The sequence below is a fragment of the Streptomyces sp. MP131-18 genome (genome assembly GCF_001984575.1).
Lineage (GTDB): Bacteria > Actinomycetota > Actinomycetes > Streptomycetales > Streptomycetaceae > Streptomyces > Streptomyces johnsoniae.
This window is the reverse complement of sequence record NZ_LZNS01000001.1, coordinates 3871558-3891265: the sequence shown is the minus strand read 5'-3', so window position 1 is coordinate 3891265 and position 19708 is coordinate 3871558. Positions and strand designations below refer to the sequence as shown.

Sequence of the window (19708 nt, the reverse complement as noted above, 5' to 3'; positions counted from 1 at the left end):
CTGGATGTCGGCAGAGGCCCGGGAGCCGCAGGCAGATCCGGGCCGACGCTCTCGGCGGTGCCCATGCGCGGGTGGCGGAATAGGCAGACGCGCTGGATTCAGGTTCCAGTGCCCGAAAGGGCGTGGGGGTTCAACTCCCCCCTCGCGCACCACGAGATACTGACAAGACGGGTCTCCCGTGATCGTGATGATCAAGGGGGCCCGTTTTTTGTGCTGCCATTTTGTGGGGTTGTTTCTTGTGTGAAAATCACAGAATAGAGACTTGTGTCCGTTCTGTGCGTTTTGCGTGATTTCTGATTTGGTTTCTGTCATGGTTTTCACCGCCTGCCGGAACGTTGCCTGCGGAGGGTGAGCCATGGGCAGTGACGTGCTGCATCTCGTCCAACCCGCCGACGGGGGTGTGGCGCGGGTCGTTGCGGACCTCGTGCGTGCGCAGACCGCGGCCGGGCTGCGGGTGGTCGTCGGCTGTCCGCCGGGCGGGCCGCTCGCCGGCGCGGTCGGCGCCGACGTGCTCCCCTGGGAGGCGGAACGCGCCCCGGGGCGCCGGTTGCCCGCCGAAGTCGCGGGCGCCGCCCGCGTCGTGCGGCGCGCCGCGCCCCGCCTGGTGCACCTGCACAGCGCCAAGGCCGGGCTCGCCGGCCGGCTCGCGCTGCGCGGCCGGCTGCCCACCGTCTACCAGCCGCACGCCTGGTCGTTCGAAGCCGTCGGCGGGCCGGCCGCGCGGCTCGCCACCGCGTGGGAACGCCTCGCCGTGCGCTGGACGGACCGCGTGCTGTGCGTCAGCGAAGCCGAGCGGGAACGCGGCCTCGGCGCCGGGATCGACGCCCGCTGGGCCGTCGTTCCCAACGGCGTCGACCCCGGCCGCCACCCCGTCGCCGACGGCGTCGCCCGCCGCCAGGCGCGGGCCGCGCTCGCCGCCGTTCACGCCCTGCCGCAGCGCGCCCCGCTCGTCGTGTGCGTGGCGCGGCTGTGCCGGCAGAAGGGGCAGGACCTGCTGCTGCGGGCCTGGCCCCGGGTCGCCGCCCGGGTACCGGGCGCGCGGCTCGCGCTCGTCGGCGACGGCCCTCAGCGCGCCGCGCTGCGGGCGGCGGCCGGGCCCGGCGTCCTGCTCGCCGGGCACACCGACGACCCCGGGCCCTGGTACGCCGCGGCCGACGTCGTCGTCCTGCCCTCCCGCTGGGAGGGCATGGCCCTGGCGCCGCTTGAGGCGATGGCCACCGGACGCCCCGTGGTCCTCACGGACACCGGCGGCGCCCGCGCCTGTCTGCCGCCGGGGCACGCCCCGCACTGCCTGGTGGCGCCGGGCGATGCCGACGGTCTGGCCCGCGCGCTCGCCGCGCTCCTGGACGACCCGGCGCGCCGACGCGCGCTCGGCCGCGAGGCCGCCGCCCACGCCCGGGCAGCGCACGACGTGCGGCGTTCCGCTGCCGCGTGCGCCCTGCTGTACCGCGAGCTGCTGACGCCGCACGCGGCGGAGAGCACGAGGGAGTTGTGCCGGTCATGACCATGGAAGGCACGATCGGGGTCCGCCCCGCCGCCGTCGGCCCGCCGCGCGGCCCGCGGCCCGCGCCGCCCCCGCCGCGCCGCGGGCGCGCGCCGCGCCGGCGGGACGCGGGGCGGCTGTTCGCCGCCGACCTGGCCGCCGTGGCGGTCCTGGCCGCGGCGGCCCCGGCGGCGGCGCCCGCGGGCCCCGCGGTGCTCGCGCTGCTGACCGGCCTGAACGCCGCGGCCGGCCTCTACCGCCCGCCGCCCGCCGCCGCGGCACTCGACGAACTGCCCCGGCTGCTCGGCCACGCCGCGCTGGCCTGGTGCGCGGCGGAGATCCTGCTCGGCGTCGCCGGCTCCCCCGCTGCGCTGCTGCTTCTGCTCGCCGCGCAGACCGTGCTGTCGGCCGCCGCCCGCGCCCTGGCCCACCACCTGGGCCGCCGCGCCGCCCGCGCCAGGCCGCGGCCCGCGCTCGTCGTCGGCACCGGCCGCACCGCCCGCCGCGTGGCGGCCGTGCTGGCCCAGCACCCCGAGTACGGCATGCGGCCGGTCGGCATGGTCGGACCCGTTCCGCAGCGGCTGCCCGAGGCGTCGCCGCTGCCGGTCCTGACCTCGCCGCGGGACGTCTCGCGCGCCATCGTGCGGAACGCCGTCTCCGATGCCGTCTTCACCCACCCGCCCGAGGGCTCCCTGCTGCGGCTGTTCCATGCGCACGGCTGCACCGTGTGGCTGGTGGCCGCCGAGCCGTCCGCGGCCGGACCCGCCGCGGCCCGCGGCCACCTGTGGGGCTTCGCCTGCCTGCGCATCGCGCCGCCGCCCGGCCGCCGCGCGGCCCGGCTGGCCAAGCGCGTCCTCGACGTCGCCGTCGCGGCCGTGGCCCTGCCGGTCGCCGCGCCGCTGCTCGCGCTGTGCGCGCTGGCCGTGCGCCTGACCGACGGGCCGGGCGTCCTGTTCCGGCAGACCCGCGTCGGTGAGGACGGCAGGCCGTTCGTGATGCTGAAGTTCCGCACGCTGCGGCCCGCCGACGGCCTGGAGGCCGCGACCCGCTGGAGCATCGCCGACGATCCGCGCCTGACCCGCACCGGCCGGCTGCTGCGCCGCACCTCCCTGGACGAGCTGCCCCAGCTGTGGAACGTCCTGCGCGGCGACATGAGCCTGGTCGGCCCCCGGCCGGAACGCCCGCACTTCGTCGAACGCTTCAGCCGGGCCCACCCCGGCTACGCCGACCGCCACCGGATGCCCGCCGGGCTCACGGGTCTCGCCCAGGTCAGCGGGCTGCGCGGCAACACCTCGATCGAGGACAGGACCCGCTTCGACAACCTGTACATCGATACCTGGTCGCTCTGGCGGGACGTGCAGATCATGCTGCGCACCACCGCGCTGTGCTTCCGCGCCGGGGGCGGCTGATGCCGGCCCCCCGGACGGCGTTCCGGCTCCTGCGCGGTCGCGCGCACCTGCTGCCCGCCGTCGCCGTCGTGCTGCTGCTGTCCGTGCCGGGCCGCTGGACGGCCGCCGGCGGGCGGATCGCCGCCGCCGACCTGGCCTCGCTCTGCCTGGCCGGTCTGTGCGCGGTCCTGGTGGTCCGGCGCCCCGTGCCGCGGCTCTCGCGGCGGGCCGCCGTCGTGCTGGCCGCGCCCGCCGCGGCGCTGGCCGCGGCCACCATGGCGAGCGGCGACCCGCTCGCCGCGCTGCCCGGGTTCGTGCGGTTCCTCCAGCTGTTCGTCCTCGTGCCGCTCGCCGTCCTGCTCGTGCTGCGCGACCGTCGTGACGCCAGGCTGCTGGCCGCCGCGATGGTGGCGCTCGCTCTGTTCCAGGGCGCGGTGGGCGCCGCGCAGCACCTCACCGGCACCGGCGCCTCGTACATGGGCGAGAACGTCCGCGCGGTCGGCACCTTCGGGCCGCTGCACGTGATGGGCATGGCCACCGTCGTCTCCTACGGCCTGATCGCCGCGCTGTGCCTCGGCCTGGCGCCGCCCCGCGCCGCCTCCCGGCTGCGGCGCCCCGCCGCGCTCGGCTGCGCCGCGCTGCTCGCGCTGCCGCTGGCGTTCTCCTTCAGCCGCGGCGCGTGGCTGGCCACCGCCGCGGCGGTGGCGGTCGTGCTGGTGGCCGTCGCATTCCGCCTGACGCGCAGGGCCCTGGCGGTGCTGCTGCTCGGCGGAACGCTCCTGGCCGGGGGAACGCTGCTGGCAGGCGGGGGAGTCGGCGGCGGCGCCGTCGGCGAACGGCTCGGCAGCATCGGCGAGGTGACCGGTACCCCCGACCAGTCGGTGACCGACCGGTACGCCATGTGGGACGCGGCCCTGTCCATGTGGCGCGACCACCCGTGGACCGGAACCGGGCCCAGGGGCTTCGCCGGACACCGGGACGCCCACGCCTCCCTCGCCCTGTCCGGCGGCAGCGACACCGCGGGCGCGGGCGAGGAGTTCCGGCTGCAGGAGCTTCAGTCCCCGCACAACATGTACCTGCTGGTGCTCGGCGAACAGGGGCTCGTCGGGGCCACCGCCCTGGTCGGCGGCTGGGCGGTGCTGCTCGGCTGCTGCCTGGTGCGCCTGCGCCGCGCCGGCGCCCCGGACGTCGGGCTCGCCGCCACCGGGCTGCTGGTCTGGCAGGCGGTGAACTTCCTGTACGCCGACGTCGGCGGCCCGCACAGCGTGCTGACCGCCGTGGCGCTCGGCCTCGCCGCCTGGTGGGCGTTCTCCCCGACGGCGCGCCGGGAGCCGCGGTGAGCACGGGAGCCGCGGTGAGTACGGGGTCCGCGGTGAGTACGGCGGTCGCGGTAACGGGCCGGGCGCCCGCGGGGGAGCGGTTCGTGGCGCGGGCCGCCGCCGCGACCGCCGTGCTCACCGCGGCCGGGGCGCTCGCCGGGCTGCTGCGCGACCAGCTCGTCGCCTCGCTGTTCGGCGCCGACGGCGCCACGGACGCGTTCCTCGTCTCGTGGACCGTGCCCGAGGTGGCGGCCACGCTCCTCATCGACGAGGCGATGGCGCTGGTGCTCGTGCCCGCCTTCAGCCTCGCCCTGGCGCACGGCACCCACGGCGGGGTGCGCGGCCTGATCCGCGCCACGCTCCCCCGGCTGCTGCTCGCGCTCGCCGTGCCGACCGCCGCGCTCGCCGCGGGCGCGCCGCTCGTGGTCGGTGTCCTCGCGCCAGGACTGCCGGACCCCGCCCTCGCGGTGGACTGCACGCGGCTGACCGCAGTGACTCTTCTCACCTTCGGCGTCGCCGGGTACTTCAGCGCCGCGCTGCGCGCGCACCGCAGCTTCCTGCCGCCCGCCGCGATCCACCTCTCCTGCAACGCGGGCATCATCGGCACCGCGCTGGCCTGCCACGCGCTGTGGGGGGTACGGGCGGCGGCGGCCGGGGTCGCGTTCGGCGGGCTGCTGATGGTCCTGGTGCAGCTGCCGTTCTTCCTGCGGATCCGGCTGCGCGCGCCGCGCCGCCGCCCGGCGCCGCACGCCGTCGCGGTGCCCGCGCTGCTGTCGGTGGCCCTGCCCGTCGCGCTGTTCGCGCTCGCCCGCCAGTCCCAGGTCCTCGCCGAACGCTTCCTCGCCTCCGGGCTGCCGCCGGGCGCGATCTCCTGCCTCAACTACGCGCAGAAGGTCGCTCAGCTGCCCATGGTGCTGGCCATGATGATCTGCACGGTCACCCTGCCGCTGGTGGCCCGCGCGGTCGCCGCGGGCGATCTTGAACGGGCCAGGCGGCGCGTGGAGCGCGACCTCGTGGCGGCCGGGGTCGTGGTCCTGCTCGGTGCGGCCTACGTGACCGCCCTCGCCCCGCAGATCATCCGGCTGCTGTTCGAGCGCGGCGCGTTCGACGCCGAGGCCACCGCCGCGACCGCCGCGGTGATGCGCGTGTACGCCCTCGGGCTGCTCGGGCACACGCTGACCGGCGCGCTGGTGCGGCCGTTCTTCTCGGCCGGGCGGCCGACGTGGTTCCCGTTCGCCGCCATGCTGCCCGGTCTGCTGGTGACGGTCGCCGGCGGCCTGGTGGCCGTCGGGCCGCTCGGCGCGCCCGGCATCGCCGCCGCGAACGCGGCCGGCATCACCCTGACCGCGCTCCTGCTGCTGCGCGGCCTGGCCACCCGCACCGTTCCCGTCGACGCCCGGCGGCTTCTCGGCCGCTTCGCGCGGCTCGCCGCCGCGGCGCTGGCCGCGGCGGCGGCGGGCTGGGCCACCGCGCCGCCGGGCCCCTCGCCGCTGCCGGCCCTCGCGCTCGGCTGCCTCGTGGTGCCCGCCGTGTTCGCCCTGGCCGCCCGCGTTCTGCGGGTGCCGGGTGCGGTGCTCCTGCCCGCCGTTCTCACCACCCGCATCGGAAACCTCAAGCAAAGGTCTCACCATGCCCGTTGACGCCGCCGCTCCCGGCCCGCTGTGGCTGCTGATGTATCACTCGGTCGCCTACGCCGACCACGACCCGTACCGGATCACCGTCACCCCCGACCGGCTGCACAGCCAGCTCGGCTGGCTGCGGCGCCGCGGCCTGCGCGGGGTGTCCGTAGGCGAGCTGCTGCGCGCCCGCGCGGCCGGCCGTGCGGCCCGCATGGTCGGCCTGACCTTCGACGACGGCTACCGCGACTTCCTCGACACCGCCCTGCCGCTGCTGCGCGGGCACGGCTGCACCGCCACCGTGTTCGTGCTGCCCGGCCGGCTGCACGGCAGCAACGCCTGGGACGCGGACGGGCCGCGCAAACGGCTGCTGAACGCGGACGGCATCAAGGCGGTCGCCGCGGCCGGTATGGAGATCGGCTCGCACGGGATGCGGCACGTTTCGCTGCAAGGCGCCGCGGACGACGTGCTGGAGCGCGAGGTGGTGGACAGCAGGCGGCGGCTCACCGACCTGACCGGCGTCCCCGTCCAGGGCTTCTGCTACCCCTACGGCGCGGTGGACCGGCGCGCGCTCGCCGCGGTCGAGGACGCCGGCTACGGCTACGGCTGCGCGATCAGCCCCGGCCGGCTGACCGGCCGGTTCGCGCTGCCGCGCGTGCACATCGGGGAACGGGACACCGGCCTGCGGATGCGCCTGAAGCAGGCGCTGCACCCGGTGCGCCGCCGCAAGGTGCCGCCGCTGCCCGCGCCCGCGGCGCCGGCCGAGCCGATCGAGGCCAGGTGAACGCGGCGGCGCGGGCGCCGCGCCGCGCGCTGCACGTCATCACGGGGCTCGGCACCGGCGGCGCGGAACGGCAGCTGTGCGCGCTGCTGCGCCGCCTGCCGGTGGCCTGCGACGTGGTCACGCTCACCCACCCGGGCCCGGTGGCGCGCGAGCTGCGGGCCGACGGGGTGCGCGTCGCGCACCTGGGGATGGCGGGCAACCGCGACGCGGGCGCCGTTCCGCGGCTGGTGCGGCTGATCAGGCAGGGGCGCTACGAGCTGGTCCACACCCACCTGTACCGGGCCTGCGTGTACGGCAGGGTCGCGGCGCGGCTGGCCGGGGTGCGGGCCGTGGTGGCCACCGAGCACTCGCTGGGCGACCACCGCATCGAGGGCCGGGCACTGAACCCGGCGAACCGCGCGCTGTACCTGGCCTCGGAACGGCTCGGCGCCGCGACCGTGGCGGTGTCCGCCGCGGTCGCGGGGCGGCTGCGCGCGTGGGGCGTGCCGCAGGAACGGATTCACCTGGTGCCGAACGGGATCGAGCCGTGCCGGTACCGGTTCGACCCGGGCGCGCGGCGCGCGGTGCGCGCCCGGCTCGGGCTGCCCGCGGACGCCGTGGTGCTCGGCGGGGTGGGGCGGCTCGTGGCGGGGAAGCGGTTCGGCGTGCTGCTGCGCGCCGCGGCCAGGCTGCCGGCGGACGTGTGGCTCGTGGTGGCGGGCGAAGGCCCGGAACGCGCGGCCCTGCACGCCCTCGCGGTACGGCTCGGCATCGCCCGCCGCGTGGTGTTCGCGGGCGACTGCCCCGACGTGCCTGGGCTGCTCTCGGCGCTGGACGTGTTCGTGTCGCCCTCGGCGGAGGAGACGTTCGGCCTGGCCGCCGTGGAGGCGCTGGCGGCCGGGCTGCCGGTGCTGCACGTCGCCTGCCCCGCGGTCGAGGAACTGCCGCGCGGCGAGGCGCCCGGCGCCCGGCGGGTCGGCGCAGGACCCGGCGAACTGGCCGGCGCGCTGGAGGCCGAACTAGCCCTCGGCGTGCGGCGGCTGCCGGTGCCGCGGGCGGTGCGGCGCTACGGCATGGACCGGGCGGCGGACCGGCTGATGGACGTGTACCGCGACGTTCGGGAAGAGGTGCGGGGACGATGAGGGAATTGCGGGAACGGGTGTCCTGGCTGCCCTTCTGGTGGCCGGCCGCGTGCGGGCTGCTGCTCGGGCTGCTCGCGGGCGGCGGGCACGCGCTGTGGGCCGACCGGGAGTACGCGGCGGAGGCGGCCGTGGTGGTGACGGCCGGCGACCCGGCGTCGGCCGTGGGCTTCGCGCAGTCCTACGGGCGGCTGGCAGGCGGCGACGCGGTGCTGCGCACCGCGCAGACGGACGCGGGCGTCCCGGCCGCGACGCTGCGCACCCGGGTGCGGGCGGTGACGTCGCCGGACGCGCCGGTGATCGGGATCACCGGCACGGGACCGCGCCCGCAGGACGCGGCGCGGGCCGCGGGCGCGGTCGCCCGCGCCCTGGTCGCGCACGCGGCGGGCGCCGAGGCGGACACCGGCGTCGCGGTGATCCCGCTGACCGAGGCGGTGCTGCCGACGGCGCCGGCCACGCCGGTGCCGTGGCTGTCGGTGGCGCTCGGCGCGTGCGCGGGCGCGGTGGCGGGCGGCACGGCCGTGCTGGTCCGCGGCGTTCCCGCGCGGCGCCCGCTGCGCCCGCTGCCCGTTCGGCCGGATCAGCCCGTTCGGCCGGATCAGCCGGTGCAGCCGGTGCAGCCCGTTCGGGCGCTCGGCGCGGCCGCCGGGCCGAGCGCCGCGGCGGGCGTCAACGGCCTCGCTCCGCACCCCCGTTGACCTGTACGGACTGGGCGGTGACGTGGCCGGCCGCGTGCGACGCGAGCCAGTGCAGCGTCTGGGCCACGTCGCCCGGGGTGCCGGGGCGGCCGTTGAGCGTCTGGCCGACGAGGGTGGCGCGCCGTTCCGGCGGCATGCCGCCGCCGAAGAACTCCGTGTCCTCGATGTAGCCGGGAGCCACCAGGTTGACGGTGATGCCGCGCGGGCCGAGGGCCCCGGCGAGGTCGTACGCGTACGGGTGCAGCGCGGCTTTGCTCGCGGCGTAGGCGCCGGAGCCCGAGCCGCGGTAGGCGGCGATGGAGCTGAGGAAGAGCACCCGGCCGCCGGGGGAGGCCAGCCGGTCGCGGAGGGCCTCGGTGAGGAGCACGGCGGACAGGGTGTTGATCCGGAAGTTGACCGTCCAGGCGTGCGCGGCGGCGGCGAGCGGCTCCTCGCTCCCCGGTCCCGGCTCCGGTCCCGGCTCCAGACTGCCGTTGCCGCCCGCGGCGTTCACCAGCACGTCCACGGTCCCCCAGCGTTCCGCGACGACGGTGGCGACGCGGGCGACGTCGGCGGGGTCGGTGAGGTCGGCGGGGAGGGCCACCGCGTGGTCGAGGCGGTCCGCCGCCCGCTCGACGACCGCGGCGCGGCGGCCGACGAGGACGGTGGTGTCGCCGTCGCGGTCGAAGCAGTCGGCCGTCGCGAACCCGATCCCGGTGCCGCCGCCGCTGATGATCACTGTGCGTCCTGTCATGCCCGGAAGGTAACCCGCGGGCGGGGAGCCTGCCAGACCAGCTCGGTTCCGTTGCCGCCGAGTCCCGGGCCCGTGCCGGACCAGCCGCCGAGGGCCGCGGCGCGGTGCGCGAGGTTGGCGAGGCCGCTGTGGCGGGTGCCGTCCGGCGGCAGGCCGACGCCGTCGTCGGCGACGGTCAGGCGTACCGCGTCGCGGCCGTCGGGGAGGTGCGCGGTGGCGTCGACGGTGACTTCGACGCGGGAGGCGCGGGCGTGGCGGGCGGCGTTGGACAGGCCCTCGCGGAGCGCGGCGACGAGGTTGCGCGCGATGGCCTCGCCGACGACGCTGTCGACCGGTCCCGTGAACGTGGCGGACGGCGTGAAGCCGAGGGTGCGGGCGGCGGCCCCGGTCTCGCGCAGCACCCGGGCGCGCAGGCCGGCGGGCGCCTCGTCGGGCTGCTGGCGCAGGGCGAAGATCGCGGTGCGGATCTCCTGGATGATGGCGTCGAGCTCCCCGGTGGCGGTGTCGATGCGGTCGTGCAGATCCTGCGAGGGCGAGGCGCGGCGGGCGCTCTCCAGGCTCATCCCGACGGCGAAGATCCGCTGGATGACGAGGTCGTGCAGGTCGCGGGCGATGCGGTCGCGGTCCGCCAGCACGGCGAGGAGCTCCCGGTCGCGGCGCGCCCTGGCGAGGACCACGGCCACCGCGGCCTGCTGCGCGAACTGCGTGGCCAGCACGCGTTCCGCCACCGAATAGGGCGTGGCGCCCGCGGCGCGGGCCAGCGCCAGGGCGCCGAGCGCGGTGCCGTCGCCGGCCAGCGGCAGCAGCATGCCGGGCCCCGGGTGCGGCACCAGGCCGGCGACGGGCCCGGCCGCGTCGGCCGGGTCGGCCGGGTCGTCGACGAAAACCGGTTCGCCGGCCAGCACCTGGCGCACGGCCGGGTTGTCGGCGGGCACGGTGGTGCCGATCAGCCGGCCGGCGCCGTCGGCGGCGGCGACGACGACTTCGAGGCCGCCGTCCTGGTCGGGTTCGAGAACGGCCGCGGCGGCCGCGCCGGCCAGCCGCCGCGCCTGCTCGGCGACGACGGCCAGCGCGTTGTCGTCGTCCGCGGACAGCAGGGCCGTGGACAGCTCGAAGCTGCCGTCCATCCAGCGGGCCTGCTGGCGGACCGCCTCGTGCAGCCGGGCATTGCCGATGGCGATGCCCGCCTCGCCCGCGAGGATGTGCAGCAACTGCCGGTCGGCGGGGGTGAACACGCCGTCCGCCTTCCCGGCGAGCAGTAGCGCGCCGAACCTGGCGCCGTGCACCAGGACCGGCACGCACAGCGTGCCGGGCGCGTCGGGGCGCGGCCGGCCGCCGTCGAGCAGCGTGCGGGCGAGCCGTTCCGCGTCGGCGGGGTGGTCGGTGCCGTGGGTGACGAACCGGCCGATGGTGTCGCCGTCCTCGCCGAGCACGGCCAGCGCGGCGTACCGGGTCCCGGCCAGCTCGGCGGCGGTCGTCACGATGCGGTCCAGCAGGGCGCCGGGCTCGATATCGCCGCCGATGGCCTCCATGGCCTGGAGCAGCCGGGGCATCTCCTCCATGAACCGAGGGTAATCAGTCCCGATTCATGGCGAAAGTCGGGTTTCCGTTACCGGTATCGACCGGGGCCTGTCGCGCGTCCTGTGCGTTCTCCCGGTCGAGGAGACGGCGGAACGGGCCCTCCGCCGCGGCGAGTGCCACAGGGGACCCGCGCTGCACCACGCGCCCCTCGTCCAGGACCAGCACCTCGTCCACCGCCACGAGGCCGGTCAGCCGGTGCGTGATCAGCAGCGTGGTGCGGCCCTGGGTGGCGGCGAGCAGATCGGCGGTCAGCGCGTCGGCGGTGGGCAGGTCGAGGTGTTCCGCGGGCTCGTCCAGGATCAGCACGGGGAAGTCGGCGAGCAGCGCGCGGGCCAGCGCCAGGCGCTGCCGCTGGCCGCCGGACAGGCGGGCGCCGAACTCGCCGACCTGCGTGTCCAGGCCTTCGGGCAGCTCGTGCACCCAGTCGAGCAGCCGGGCGGCGGCGAGCGCGGCCCGCAGGGCGTCGTCGTCGGCCGCGGGGGCGGCCAGGCGCAGGTTCTCGCGCAGGGTGCTGTCGAAGAGGTGCGCGTCCTGCGCGCACAGACCGACGCTGCGCCGCACCGTGTCGCCGTCCAGCGCGGCGGCGTCGGTGCCGCCGAGCGTGTAGCTGCCGGCCTCGGCGTCGAGGAAGCGCAGCAGGCAGTGCGCGAGGGTGGTCTTCCCGGCGCCGGAGGGGCCGACGACCGCGACGCGGCGGCCCGGCAGGAGGTCCAGGTCGATGCCGTCGAGGGCGGGGCGGGCGCCGCCCGGGTGGCGGGCGGTCAGCCCGCGCAGCCGCAGCGGGAACGGCCCGGCCGGGGCGGGCGCGGGGTGCGCCGGCTCCCGGACGGGCGCCGGGGCGTCGGTCACCTCGCGAATCCGGCGGGCCGCCTGCCCGGCCCGCTGCCGGTGCTGCACGGCCTGCGGCAGCCCGGCGACGGCCTCGAAGGCGGCGAGCGGAACGAGCACCACGGTCGCCAGCCACACGCCCGCCAGGCTGCCGTTCGCCACCGCGGGCACCCCGGCCCAGGCGGCGGCGGTCACGGTCAGCCCGGTGGCCAGGGTGATCAGCGCGCCGCCGAGCGCGGTGGCCGCCGCGGAGCGGGCGGCGAGCGCGGTCAGTTCGGCGTCCGCGTCGCGGACCGCGGCGCGGCGGGCGGGCAGGGCCCCGGCGACCGTCAGTTCCGCGGTGCCGGTCAGCAGGTCGACGGTCCGGGTGGCCAGGTCGCCGCGGGCGGGCGCGAGGCGCCGTTCGGTGCGGCGCCCGACCGCGCCGGTCAGCGCGGGCACCGCGGCGCCCGCGACGAGCAGCCCGGCGGCGAGTGCGGCGCCCGCGGCGGGCAGCAGCCAGCCGGTGAACGCGACGGCCGCGGTGCCGACGGTGGCCGCGGCGGCGACCGGGAGCAGCCAGCGGAGGAAGTAGTCCTGGAGGGTGTCGACGTCCGCGACCACCCGGGAGAGCAGGTCGCCACGCCGGGCGCGGCCGAGACCGGCCGGGGCGAGCCGTTCGAGACGCCGGTAGACGGTGACGCGCAGACCGGCCAGGATGCGCAGCACCGCGTCGTGGGACAGCAGCCGTTCGGCGTAGCGGAAGAACGCGCGGCCGATGCCGAACGCGCGGGTCGCGGTGACGGCGATCATCAGGTAGAGCACGGGCGGCTGCTCCCAGGCGCGGGAGATCAGCCAGCCGGAGGTGGCCATCAGGCCGACGGAGCTGCCCAGCGCGAGCGCGCCGAGCACCGCGGACCAGATCAGCCGCCACCGGCGGGCGGCGCCCGCGGCCCGGACCCACGCCAGCGGCCCCGGCATCCCGGGCCGCGGGTCCGGCTCCGGCTCCGTCCCCGGCTCCGTCCCCAGGACGTCGGCCGCGGGGGCCGTCGCGGGCCAGGACGCCGCCGCGGGAACGGCGTCGGTGGGCCGTTCTGGCGAGAGGCCGGCGGCGGGGGCGGGGCCTGGTTTCACGTGAAACACCCGGTCTGCCGCCGCGAGGAGGGCCGGCCGGTGGGTCACCAGCAGCATCGTGCGGCCTGCCGCGAGGCGCCGCACGGCCGCGGCGACGGCGGCCTCCGTCTCGCCGTCCAGCGCGGCGGTCGGCTCGTCCAGCAGCACCAGCGGCCGGTCGGCCAGGAAGGCGCGGGCCAGCGCCACGCGCCGGCGCTGGCCCGCCGAGAGGCCGGAGCCGCCCTCGCCGAGCCGCAGGCCGGGGTCGACCTCGCCGGCCGCCGCGGCGCGCAGGGCCGCGGCCACCGCGGCGTCGTCGGCGTCCGGACGGACCAGACGGACGTTGTCGGCGACGGTGCCCGCGAACAGGTGCGGATGCTGCGGCACCCAGGCGATCTGGCGGTGCCAGGAGGCCGGGTCGAGGCCCGCCAGGTCCCGGCCGTCCACGAGGATGCGGCCGGCAGCAGGGCGGACCAGGCCGAGCAGCGCGGCCAGCAGCGTGGACTTGCCGCCGCCGGAGGGGCCGGTCAGCGCGACCGTCTCGCCGGGGGCCACGGTCAGGCGCACCCCGGCGAGGGCGTCCGTGCCCCGGTCCGGGTAGCGGACGACGACGTCCTCCAGCGCGATCACCGCCCGCCCCGCATCCGGCGCCGGGGCGGTGCCCGGGACCGGCGCCTCGGTCTCCAGGACGGCGAACACCTCGTTCGCCGCCGACAGGCCCTCCTGTGCGGCGTGGTACTGGGTGCCGATCTGCCGCAGCGGCAGGTACGCCTCGGGGGCGAGGAGCAGCACGACCAGGCCGGTGTAGAGGTCGAGGTCGCCGTGCACCAGGCGCATGCCGATGCCGACGGCGACCAGGGCCACCGAAATGGTGGACAGCAGCTCCAGGGCGAACGACGACAGGAACGCGATCCGCAGCGAGCGCAGCGTGCTGCGCCGGTAGTCGTCGGTGATGCGGCGGATGTTTTCGGCCTGCGCCTTGGCGCGGCCGAAGACCTTCAGGGTGGCAAGGCCGCCGACCACGTCGAGGAAGTGCCCGGACAGCCGCGCCAGTTGACGCCACTGCCGGTCCATGTGGGTCTGGGTGGCCCAGCCGATCAGCGCCATGAACAGGGGGATGAGGGGGAGCGTGGCGGCGATGGTGGCGGCGGAGACCCAGTCGTCGGTGACGATCCGCGCCAGCACGGCCACGGGGACCACGACGGCCAGGCCGAGCTGCGGGAGGTAGCGCGAGAAGTAGCCGTCCAGGGCGTCGATGCCGCGGGTGGCCAGCGTCGTCAGCTCGCCCGTCGACCGGCCGCCCGGCGCGGCGCCGCCGAGCCGGGTGGCGTGGTCGAGCAGCTTCAGGCGCAGCTCGGACTTCACCGCCGCACTGGCGCGGTGGGCGGCCAGCTCCGTGAGGTAGGTCACCAGCGCGCGGCCCACGGCGGTGGCGGCGAGCAGCAGCAGGGGCGTTCCCAGGTCGCCGAGGCCGCGCCCGGCGGTGAACGCGTCGGTGACGATGCGGGCGATCAGCAGCGCCTGTGCGATCACCAGGAGGGCGCCCGCCAGGCCGAGCACCACCGAGGCGATCAGGAAGCCCCGGGTGGCGCGGGCATGGCGGAGCAGCCGCGGGTCGACGGCTCTCATTCCCCTGGCCGGTCGCGCGGCCTGCGTGGTCCCTGATGTCACCGGGAGATGCCTCCTGCTCGGCGGTTCGCCTGTCCGTGTGCGCTCCCGCGGCTAGGACGCCGGGGCATGCCGTTCCGCCTGTCCGGCGATGTGCTGCGTTCCGATCCGCTTACGGAAGACCCAGTACGTCCAGCCCTGGTACAGCAGCACCACCGGGGTGGCGAACGCGGCGCACCAGGTCATGATCCGCAGCGTGTAGGGGGTGGAGGAGGCGTTGTCGACGGTCAGGCTCCACTCGGGGGCGGTCGAGGAGGGCATGACGTCGGGGAACAGGGCCAGGAAGATCATGGCGACGGCCGCCACCACGACGAGCCCGGACCACAGGAACGCCCAGCCCTCCCGGCCGCGCCCGTTCGCCGCCAGGGCGGCGAGCAGGGCCGCGGCGGCGACGGCGAGCGCGGCGAGGCTGCGGCCGTTGCCGTTGTCCGCCTGCGTCCACAGCAGGAACGCGGCGCCCAGCATCCCGGCCGCGAGGCCGAGCCCGGTCGCGGCGCGGCGGGCGCGGACGCGGATGTCGCCGACGGTCTTCAGCGCGGTGAAGACCGCGCCGTGGAAGGCGAACAGCGCCACGGTGGCGGCCCCGCCCAGGAGGGCGTGCGGGCCGAGCAGGTCGAACAGCGTTCCGGTGTACTCGTGGCCGGCGCCGATCGGCACGCCGTGCACGATGTTGGCGAAGGCGACGCCCCACAGGAACGCGGTGGTCAGGGAGGTCCAGAAGATGGCGTGCTCCCAGTTCCGCTGCCACCGTTCCTCCGGGCGCTTGTGGCGGTACTCGAAGGCGACGCCGCGCACGATCAGGCAGACGAGGATGAGCAGCAGCGGCAGGTAGAAGCCGGAGAAGAGGGTGGCGTACCACTCGGGGAAGGCGGCGAACGTGGCGCCGCCCGCCGTGATCAGCCAGACCTCGTTGCCGTCCCAGACCGGGCCGATGGTGTTGATCAGCACGCGGCGTTCCGCGCGGTCGCGGGCCAGCGTCCCGGTCAGGATACCGACGCCGAAGTCGAAGCCCTCCAGGAAGAAGTAGCCCGTCCACAGGACGGCGATGAGGACGAACCAGAGCTCGGGCAGATTCATCGCGGACTCCTCACGTGGGTCAGTAGGAGAAGGCCATCGGCCGGTCGGCGTCCGCGTCGGCGCCACCGGCGCCACCGGCGCCGCCACCGCCGCTGTCGCCGCCGATGCGGGTGGGCGGATTCAGGTCGGCCTCGGTCAGCTCGGGCGGACCGGCCTTGGCGTACTTGACGATCAGCCGGACCTCGATCACCGCGAGCACCGCGTAGAGCAGTGTGAAGACGACCAGCGAGGTGATCACTTCGCCCTGGGAGACGCCGGGCGAGACGGCGGCGTCGGTGCGCAGCAGGCCGTACACGACCCAGGGCTGGCGGCCGGTTTCGGTGAAGACCCAGCCCCAGACGTTCGCTATCAGCGGGAACAGCATGGTGAGCAGCGCCAGCCGCCAGTACCAGCCGGTGAGGGCAGGGCCGAGTTCGCGGCCGGGGGTGAGGGCGAGGCGCGGCCGTTCGTCCTCGCCGGTGCGCAGCGCCGGATCGAGCAGGAAGCGGCGTCGGGTGAGCCAGAGACCGATGGCGCCGAGGGTGGCCGAGGCCATGCCGAAGCCGATCATCCAGCGGAAGCTCCAGTAGGCCAGCGGGATGTTGGGCCGGTAGTCGCCGGGGCCGTACTCCTCGGCGAGCGCCTCGTTCATGTCGTTGATGCCGGGCACGGGCTCGGAGAAGTTGTCGTGGGCGAGGAAGGACAGCAGCCCCGGGATCTCCACGGCCACCGTGTTGTGCCCCTGCTCCACGTCGCCGACGGCGAAGAGGGAGAACGGCGCGGGCCCCTCGGTCTCCCACAGCGCCTCGGCGGCGGCCATCTTCATGGGCTGCTGCTCGTACATGATCTTGCCGAGCCGGTCGCCGGTGAACGCGGTCAGCAGCCCGGCGGCGACCATGGTGACCAGGCCGAGCCGCAGCGAGGTGCGCATCACGGCGACGTGCCGGCGGCGGACCAGGTGGTAGGCGGCGATGCCGACCATGAACGCGCCGCCGGTGAGGAAGGCGGCGGTGATGGTGTGGGCGAACTGGGCGACCGCGGTGTTCTGCGTGAGGACGTGCAGGAAGTCGGTCAGCTCGGCGCGGCCGGTCTCCTCGTTGATCCGGTAGCCGACCGGGTGCTGCATCCAGGAGTTGGCGGCGAGGATGAAGTAGGCGGAGATCACCGTGCCGACGGCGACGGTCCAGATCGTGGCGAGGTGGAGCTTGGGCGGCAGCTTGTCCCAGCCGAAGATCCACAGGCCGATGAACGTGGACTCGAAGAAGAAGGCGATCAGCGCCTCGAAGGCCAGCGGAACCCCGAAGACGTCACCGACGAAGCGCGAGTAGTCCGACCAGTTCATCCCGAACTGGAACTCCTGCACGATGCCGGTGACCACGCCCAGCGCGATGTTGATCAGGAACAGCTTGCCCCAGAACTTGGTGGCCCTGAGGTACTTCTCCTTGCGGGTGCGCACCCAGGCGGTCTGGAGGCACGCCGTCAGGGTGGCGAGGGAGATGGTGAGGGGGACGAAGAGGAAGTGGTAGACGGTCGTGATGCCGAACTGCCACCGCGCCAGGGTCTCCGGGGCAAGAGCGAGGTCCATGGTTCTGCTCCTCCGCAGGGTCCGCGGATCGGATCTTGTGAACGTATTCACATTCACAAGCCATTATGGACCACCTCCTCCCGAGCCCGTGACCAGGGGGTGTGTGCGGAGGGGTGCCCTGGCGGCCCGGGGCACCCCCGGCCGTCAGCCGCCCGTGGCCTCGGCTTCGGCCCCGGTTTCCGCTCCGGCCTCGGCTCCGGCCCGAAGTTTCGCGAATTGCGCGGCAGTTGCCAGCAGGACGTCGTTCGCCTCCGGCTCCGCGACCGTGACCCTGACCCCCTCGCCCGCGAACGGCCGCACCGTCACGCCCGCGCTCTCGCACGCCGCCGCGAAGGCCGACGTGGCCTCCCCCAGCCGCAGCCACACGAAGTTCGCCTGCGAGGCGGGCACCCGCCAGCCCTGTGCGGCGAGCCCGGCCGTCACCCGCGCCCGCTCACCGACCAGCGCGTCCACCCGCGCCAGCAGCGCTGCCTCGGCGCGCATCGAGGCGAGCGCCGCGTCCTGCGCGATCTGGCTGACCCCGAACGGCACGGCCGTCTTGCGCAGCGCCGTGGCCACCGGCTCGTGGGCCACCGCGAAGCCGACCCGCAGCCCGGCCAGCCCGTACGCCTTGGAGAAGGTCCGCAGCACGCACACATTGGGCCGGTCCCGGTAGATCTCCAGGCCGTCGGGCACCTCCGGATCGCGCACGAACTCCCGGTACGCCTCGTCAAGGACCACCAGCACATCCGGCGGCACCCGCGCCAGGAACGCCTCCAGGGCGGCCCGGCCGATGCCGGCCCCGGTCGGGTTGTTCGGGTTGCAGACGAAGATCAGCCGCGTCCGTTCCGTGATGGCGTCCGCCATCGCCGGCAGATCGTGCTCCTCGGTGGCGGTCAGCGGCACCTGCACCGGGGTCGCGCCGGAGATCCGGGTGATGATCGGGTACGCCTCGAAGGAGCGCCAGGCGTACATCACCTCGTCACCGGGTCCTGCCGTGGCCTGGAGCAGCTGCTGGGCGACCCCCACCGAGCCGGTGCCGACGGCCACGTGCGCGGCCGGCACCCCGTAGTGCTCGGCGAGCCCGTCGATCAGCGCGGAACAGGCCATGTCCGGGTAACGGTTGAACGAGCCCGCCGCGGCCACCGCGGCTTCGAGCACGCCGGGCAGCGGGGGATACGGATTCTCGTTGGAGGAGAGCTTGAACGAGCGCGGCCCGGTGCCTGCGGGCCGGCCGGGGGCGTAGACCGGGACGCCGTCGAGCGCCGCGCGCAGCCGGGGGCCCAAGGCCGCGGGCACCACGGGTCCCTGAGAAGATGTGCTCATCCTCCTCACTTTATGGGGAACGCCGGTCTCGGCGTAGCCCTCCGCCGAACGGCGCATGCCACGATGCCCACGCCCCTGGCGAGCGCCGTGGCGCGCTACACCCGTGAGAGTGACGGCCACGGTGTTGAACGGCCGTGGGCCATACGGAGCAGCCGCTCGCACATCGGTTCTGTTGAGTCGAATCTGGTCGAATGATCTTCGTATGCAAGGTGAAATGGGCACATGACCTTGCAGAAACGTACTGCCACACGCGGGTCTTGATCCAGCCGCCCGCCGGTTCCTCCGGGCCTACCATCAGGTCGCCATGACAGCAGCGAAGCATCAGATGACCCGGGCCACCGGTCGCCGCACGGGCGGGCGAGCGGGCATCCGCGATGTCGCGGCAGCCGCCGGTGTCTCGATCACCACTGTCTCCGATGCGCTGAACGGGAAGGGCCGGCTGCCCGACACCACCCGGCGCCACGTGCGCTCCGTCGCCGACCGCCTCGGCTACCGGCCCTCGGCCGCCGCACGCACCCTGCGGACCGGGAAATCCGGGCTGATCGGCCTCACGGTCACCACCTACGGCGAGGAGCCGTTCACCTTCACCGAGTTCGCCTACTTCGCCGAGATGGCCCGCGCCGCCACCTCCGCCGCCCTCGCCCGCGGCTACGCGCTCGTCATCCTGCCCGCCACCTCGCAGCGCCGCGACTTCGACGTGTGGTCCAACGTGGCGCTCGACGGCACCGTCGTCATCGACCCCTCCGACCACGACCCGGTGGTCACCGAGCTGGTCCGCCAGGGCATCCCCGTCGTCTCCGACGGCAGGCCGGGCGGCAGCCTGCCCGTCACCGCCTGGGTGGACAACGACCACGAGGCCGCCGTCACCGGTCTGCTCGACCACCTCGCCGCGGCCGGCGCCCGCCGCATCGGCCTGCTGACCGGCACCAGCACCGACACCTACACCCGGCTGTCCACCACCGCCTACCTCGACTGGTGCGCCCGCGCCCGCCAGGACCCGGTCTACGAGGCGTACCCCGCGCACGACCCGTGCGCCAGCGCCGTCGCCGCCGACCGGCTGCTGGCCCGCGCCGACCGGCCCGACGCCGTGTACGGGCTCTTCGACCCCAACGGCACCGACCTGCTCGCCGCCGCCCGCCGCTACGGGCTGCGCGTCCCCGACGACCTGCTCCTCGTCTGCTGCAGCGAGTCCGGCGTCTACGCGACGACCGAGCCCCCGATCACCACGCTCTCGCTGAAGCCGGGCCGTATCGGCACCGCCGTCATCCACCTCCTCATCGACGCCATCGAGGGGGCCGCCGGCCGGGCACAGGGCAGCCACCAGGTGATGCCGACCGAGCTGATCGTGCGCGCCTCATCCCAGCGCGCGAGGTGTCCCGCACCCCGTCTCCCGCACGCCACATTGGCAGCCCCTCGTACACCCCCTGCCGTCGACCAGTAGTTTCGGGTAGACA

Annotated in this window: 14 protein-coding genes and 1 tRNA gene; 9 read left to right on the top strand and 6 right to left on the bottom strand. The window is 75.8% G+C overall.

Features of this window, described 5'->3' with window-relative positions:
- The first annotated feature begins 65 nt into the window (after nucleotides 1-65).
- The 8 genes from STBA_RS17385 to STBA_RS17350 all read left to right on the top strand — a co-directional run bounded on the left by STBA_RS17385 (nucleotide 66) and on the right by STBA_RS17350 (nucleotide 8406).
- Nucleotides 66-152, top strand: a tRNA-Leu gene (locus STBA_RS17385).
- Nucleotides 153-355: 203 nt separating this feature from the next.
- Entirely contained in the window at nucleotides 356-1504 is a 1149-nt protein-coding gene (locus STBA_RS17380; protein ID WP_077060126.1) for a glycosyltransferase, read from the top strand.
- Nucleotides 1501-2892: an exopolysaccharide biosynthesis polyprenyl glycosylphosphotransferase gene (locus STBA_RS17375; protein ID WP_079252419.1), complete on the top strand. Its 1392-nt coding sequence runs from the start codon at nucleotides 1501-1503 to the stop codon at nucleotides 2890-2892. Before STBA_RS17380 ends, STBA_RS17375 begins: the two co-directional genes overlap by 4 nt.
- Nucleotides 2892-4211 (top strand): O-antigen ligase family protein, encoded by a 1320-nt coding sequence (locus STBA_RS38845; RefSeq protein ID WP_077063392.1) that lies wholly within the window; start codon nucleotides 2892-2894, stop codon nucleotides 4209-4211. The genes STBA_RS17375 and STBA_RS38845 overlap by 1 nt, the downstream gene beginning before the upstream one ends.
- A gap of 32 nt (nucleotides 4212-4243) precedes the next feature.
- On the top strand, nucleotides 4244-5830 hold the full coding sequence (locus tag STBA_RS17365; RefSeq protein ID WP_366510924.1) for a lipid II flippase MurJ: 1587 nt from the start codon (nucleotides 4244-4246) through the stop codon (nucleotides 5828-5830).
- On the top strand, nucleotides 5820-6590 hold the full coding sequence (locus tag STBA_RS17360) for a polysaccharide deacetylase family protein (RefSeq protein WP_253194793.1): 771 nt from the start codon (nucleotides 5820-5822) through the stop codon (nucleotides 6588-6590). Before STBA_RS17365 ends, STBA_RS17360 begins: the two co-directional genes overlap by 11 nt.
- The gene (locus tag STBA_RS17355; protein WP_077060124.1) at nucleotides 6587-7711 is read left to right on the top strand and encodes a glycosyltransferase; all 1125 of its coding nucleotides are present in this window, start codon (nucleotides 6587-6589) and stop codon (nucleotides 7709-7711) included. Before STBA_RS17360 ends, STBA_RS17355 begins: the two co-directional genes overlap by 4 nt.
- Nucleotides 7708-8406 (top strand): lipopolysaccharide biosynthesis protein, encoded by a 699-nt coding sequence (locus tag STBA_RS17350; RefSeq protein ID WP_143659504.1) that lies wholly within the window; start codon nucleotides 7708-7710, stop codon nucleotides 8404-8406. The genes STBA_RS17355 and STBA_RS17350 overlap by 4 nt, the downstream gene beginning before the upstream one ends.
- Here the strand turns inward: STBA_RS17350 and STBA_RS17345 are convergent.
- From STBA_RS17345 to hisC, 6 genes are all read right to left on the bottom strand, one after another.
- Nucleotides 8378-9139, bottom strand: a complete 762-nt coding sequence (locus tag STBA_RS17345; protein ID WP_077060122.1) for an SDR family oxidoreductase — start codon at nucleotides 9137-9139, stop codon at nucleotides 8378-8380. The genes STBA_RS17350 and STBA_RS17345 overlap by 29 nt on opposite strands.
- Nucleotides 9136-10701 carry a GAF domain-containing sensor histidine kinase gene (locus STBA_RS17340; RefSeq protein WP_077060121.1) on the bottom strand — a complete coding sequence of 522 codons (1566 nt, stop codon included), beginning with the start codon at nucleotides 10699-10701 and terminating at the stop codon, nucleotides 9136-9138. Before STBA_RS17340 ends, STBA_RS17345 begins: the two co-directional genes overlap by 4 nt.
- 13 nt (nucleotides 10702-10714) lie before the next feature.
- Nucleotides 10715-14269 carry a thiol reductant ABC exporter subunit CydD gene (cydD, locus tag STBA_RS17335; protein WP_077060120.1) on the bottom strand — a complete coding sequence of 1185 codons (3555 nt, stop codon included), beginning with the start codon at nucleotides 14267-14269 and terminating at the stop codon, nucleotides 10715-10717.
- Nucleotides 14270-14362: 93 nt separating this feature from the next.
- On the bottom strand, nucleotides 14363-15385 hold the full coding sequence (gene cydB, locus STBA_RS17330; RefSeq protein WP_077060119.1) for a cytochrome d ubiquinol oxidase subunit II: 1023 nt from the start codon (nucleotides 15383-15385) through the stop codon (nucleotides 14363-14365).
- A gap of 19 nt (nucleotides 15386-15404) precedes the next feature.
- Nucleotides 15405-16949 carry a cytochrome ubiquinol oxidase subunit I gene (locus STBA_RS17325; RefSeq protein WP_077060118.1) on the bottom strand — a complete coding sequence of 515 codons (1545 nt, stop codon included), beginning with the start codon at nucleotides 16947-16949 and terminating at the stop codon, nucleotides 15405-15407.
- Nucleotides 16950-17093: 144 nt separating this feature from the next.
- Entirely contained in the window at nucleotides 17094-18254 is a 1161-nt protein-coding gene (hisC, locus tag STBA_RS17320; protein ID WP_077060117.1) for a histidinol-phosphate transaminase, read from the bottom strand.
- A gap of 304 nt (nucleotides 18255-18558) precedes the next feature.
- Between hisC and STBA_RS17315 the strand changes: the two genes are divergently transcribed.
- On the top strand, nucleotides 18559-19695 hold the full coding sequence (locus STBA_RS17315; RefSeq protein ID WP_077060116.1) for a LacI family DNA-binding transcriptional regulator: 1137 nt from the start codon (nucleotides 18559-18561) through the stop codon (nucleotides 19693-19695).
- The last annotated feature ends 13 nt before the right edge of the window (nucleotides 19696-19708 follow it).

What these genes read in the sequence shown, in the direction of transcription:
- STBA_RS17380 (WP_077060126.1), top strand. Translation starts at nt 356, where the DNA reads ATGGGCAGTGACGTGCTGCATCTCGTCCAACCCGCCGACGGGGGTGTG.
- STBA_RS17375 (WP_079252419.1), top strand. Translation starts at nt 1,501, where the DNA reads ATGACCATGGAAGGCACGATCGGGGTCCGCCCCGCCGCCGTCGGCCCG.
- STBA_RS38845 (WP_077063392.1), top strand. Translation starts at nt 2,892, where the DNA reads ATGCCGGCCCCCCGGACGGCGTTCCGGCTCCTGCGCGGTCGCGCGCAC.
- STBA_RS17360 (WP_253194793.1), top strand. Translation starts at nt 5,820, where the DNA reads ATGCCCGTTGACGCCGCCGCTCCCGGCCCGCTGTGGCTGCTGATGTAT.
- STBA_RS17350 (WP_143659504.1), top strand. Translation starts at nt 7,708, where the DNA reads ATGAGGGAATTGCGGGAACGGGTGTCCTGGCTGCCCTTCTGGTGGCCG.
- STBA_RS17345 (WP_077060122.1), bottom strand. Translation starts at nt 9,139, where the DNA reads ATGACAGGACGCACAGTGATCATCAGCGGCGGCGGCACCGGGATCGGG.
- STBA_RS17340 (WP_077060121.1), bottom strand. Translation starts at nt 10,701, where the DNA reads ATGGAGGAGATGCCCCGGCTGCTCCAGGCCATGGAGGCCATCGGCGGC.
- cydD (WP_077060120.1), bottom strand. Translation starts at nt 14,269, where the DNA reads ATGAGAGCCGTCGACCCGCGGCTGCTCCGCCATGCCCGCGCCACCCGG.
- cydB (WP_077060119.1), bottom strand. Translation starts at nt 15,385, where the DNA reads ATGAATCTGCCCGAGCTCTGGTTCGTCCTCATCGCCGTCCTGTGGACG.
- STBA_RS17325 (WP_077060118.1), bottom strand. Translation starts at nt 16,949, where the DNA reads ATGGACCTCGCTCTTGCCCCGGAGACCCTGGCGCGGTGGCAGTTCGGC.
- hisC (WP_077060117.1), bottom strand. Translation starts at nt 18,254, where the DNA reads ATGAGCACATCTTCTCAGGGACCCGTGGTGCCCGCGGCCTTGGGCCCC.
- STBA_RS17315 (WP_077060116.1), top strand. Translation starts at nt 18,559, where the DNA reads ATGACAGCAGCGAAGCATCAGATGACCCGGGCCACCGGTCGCCGCACG.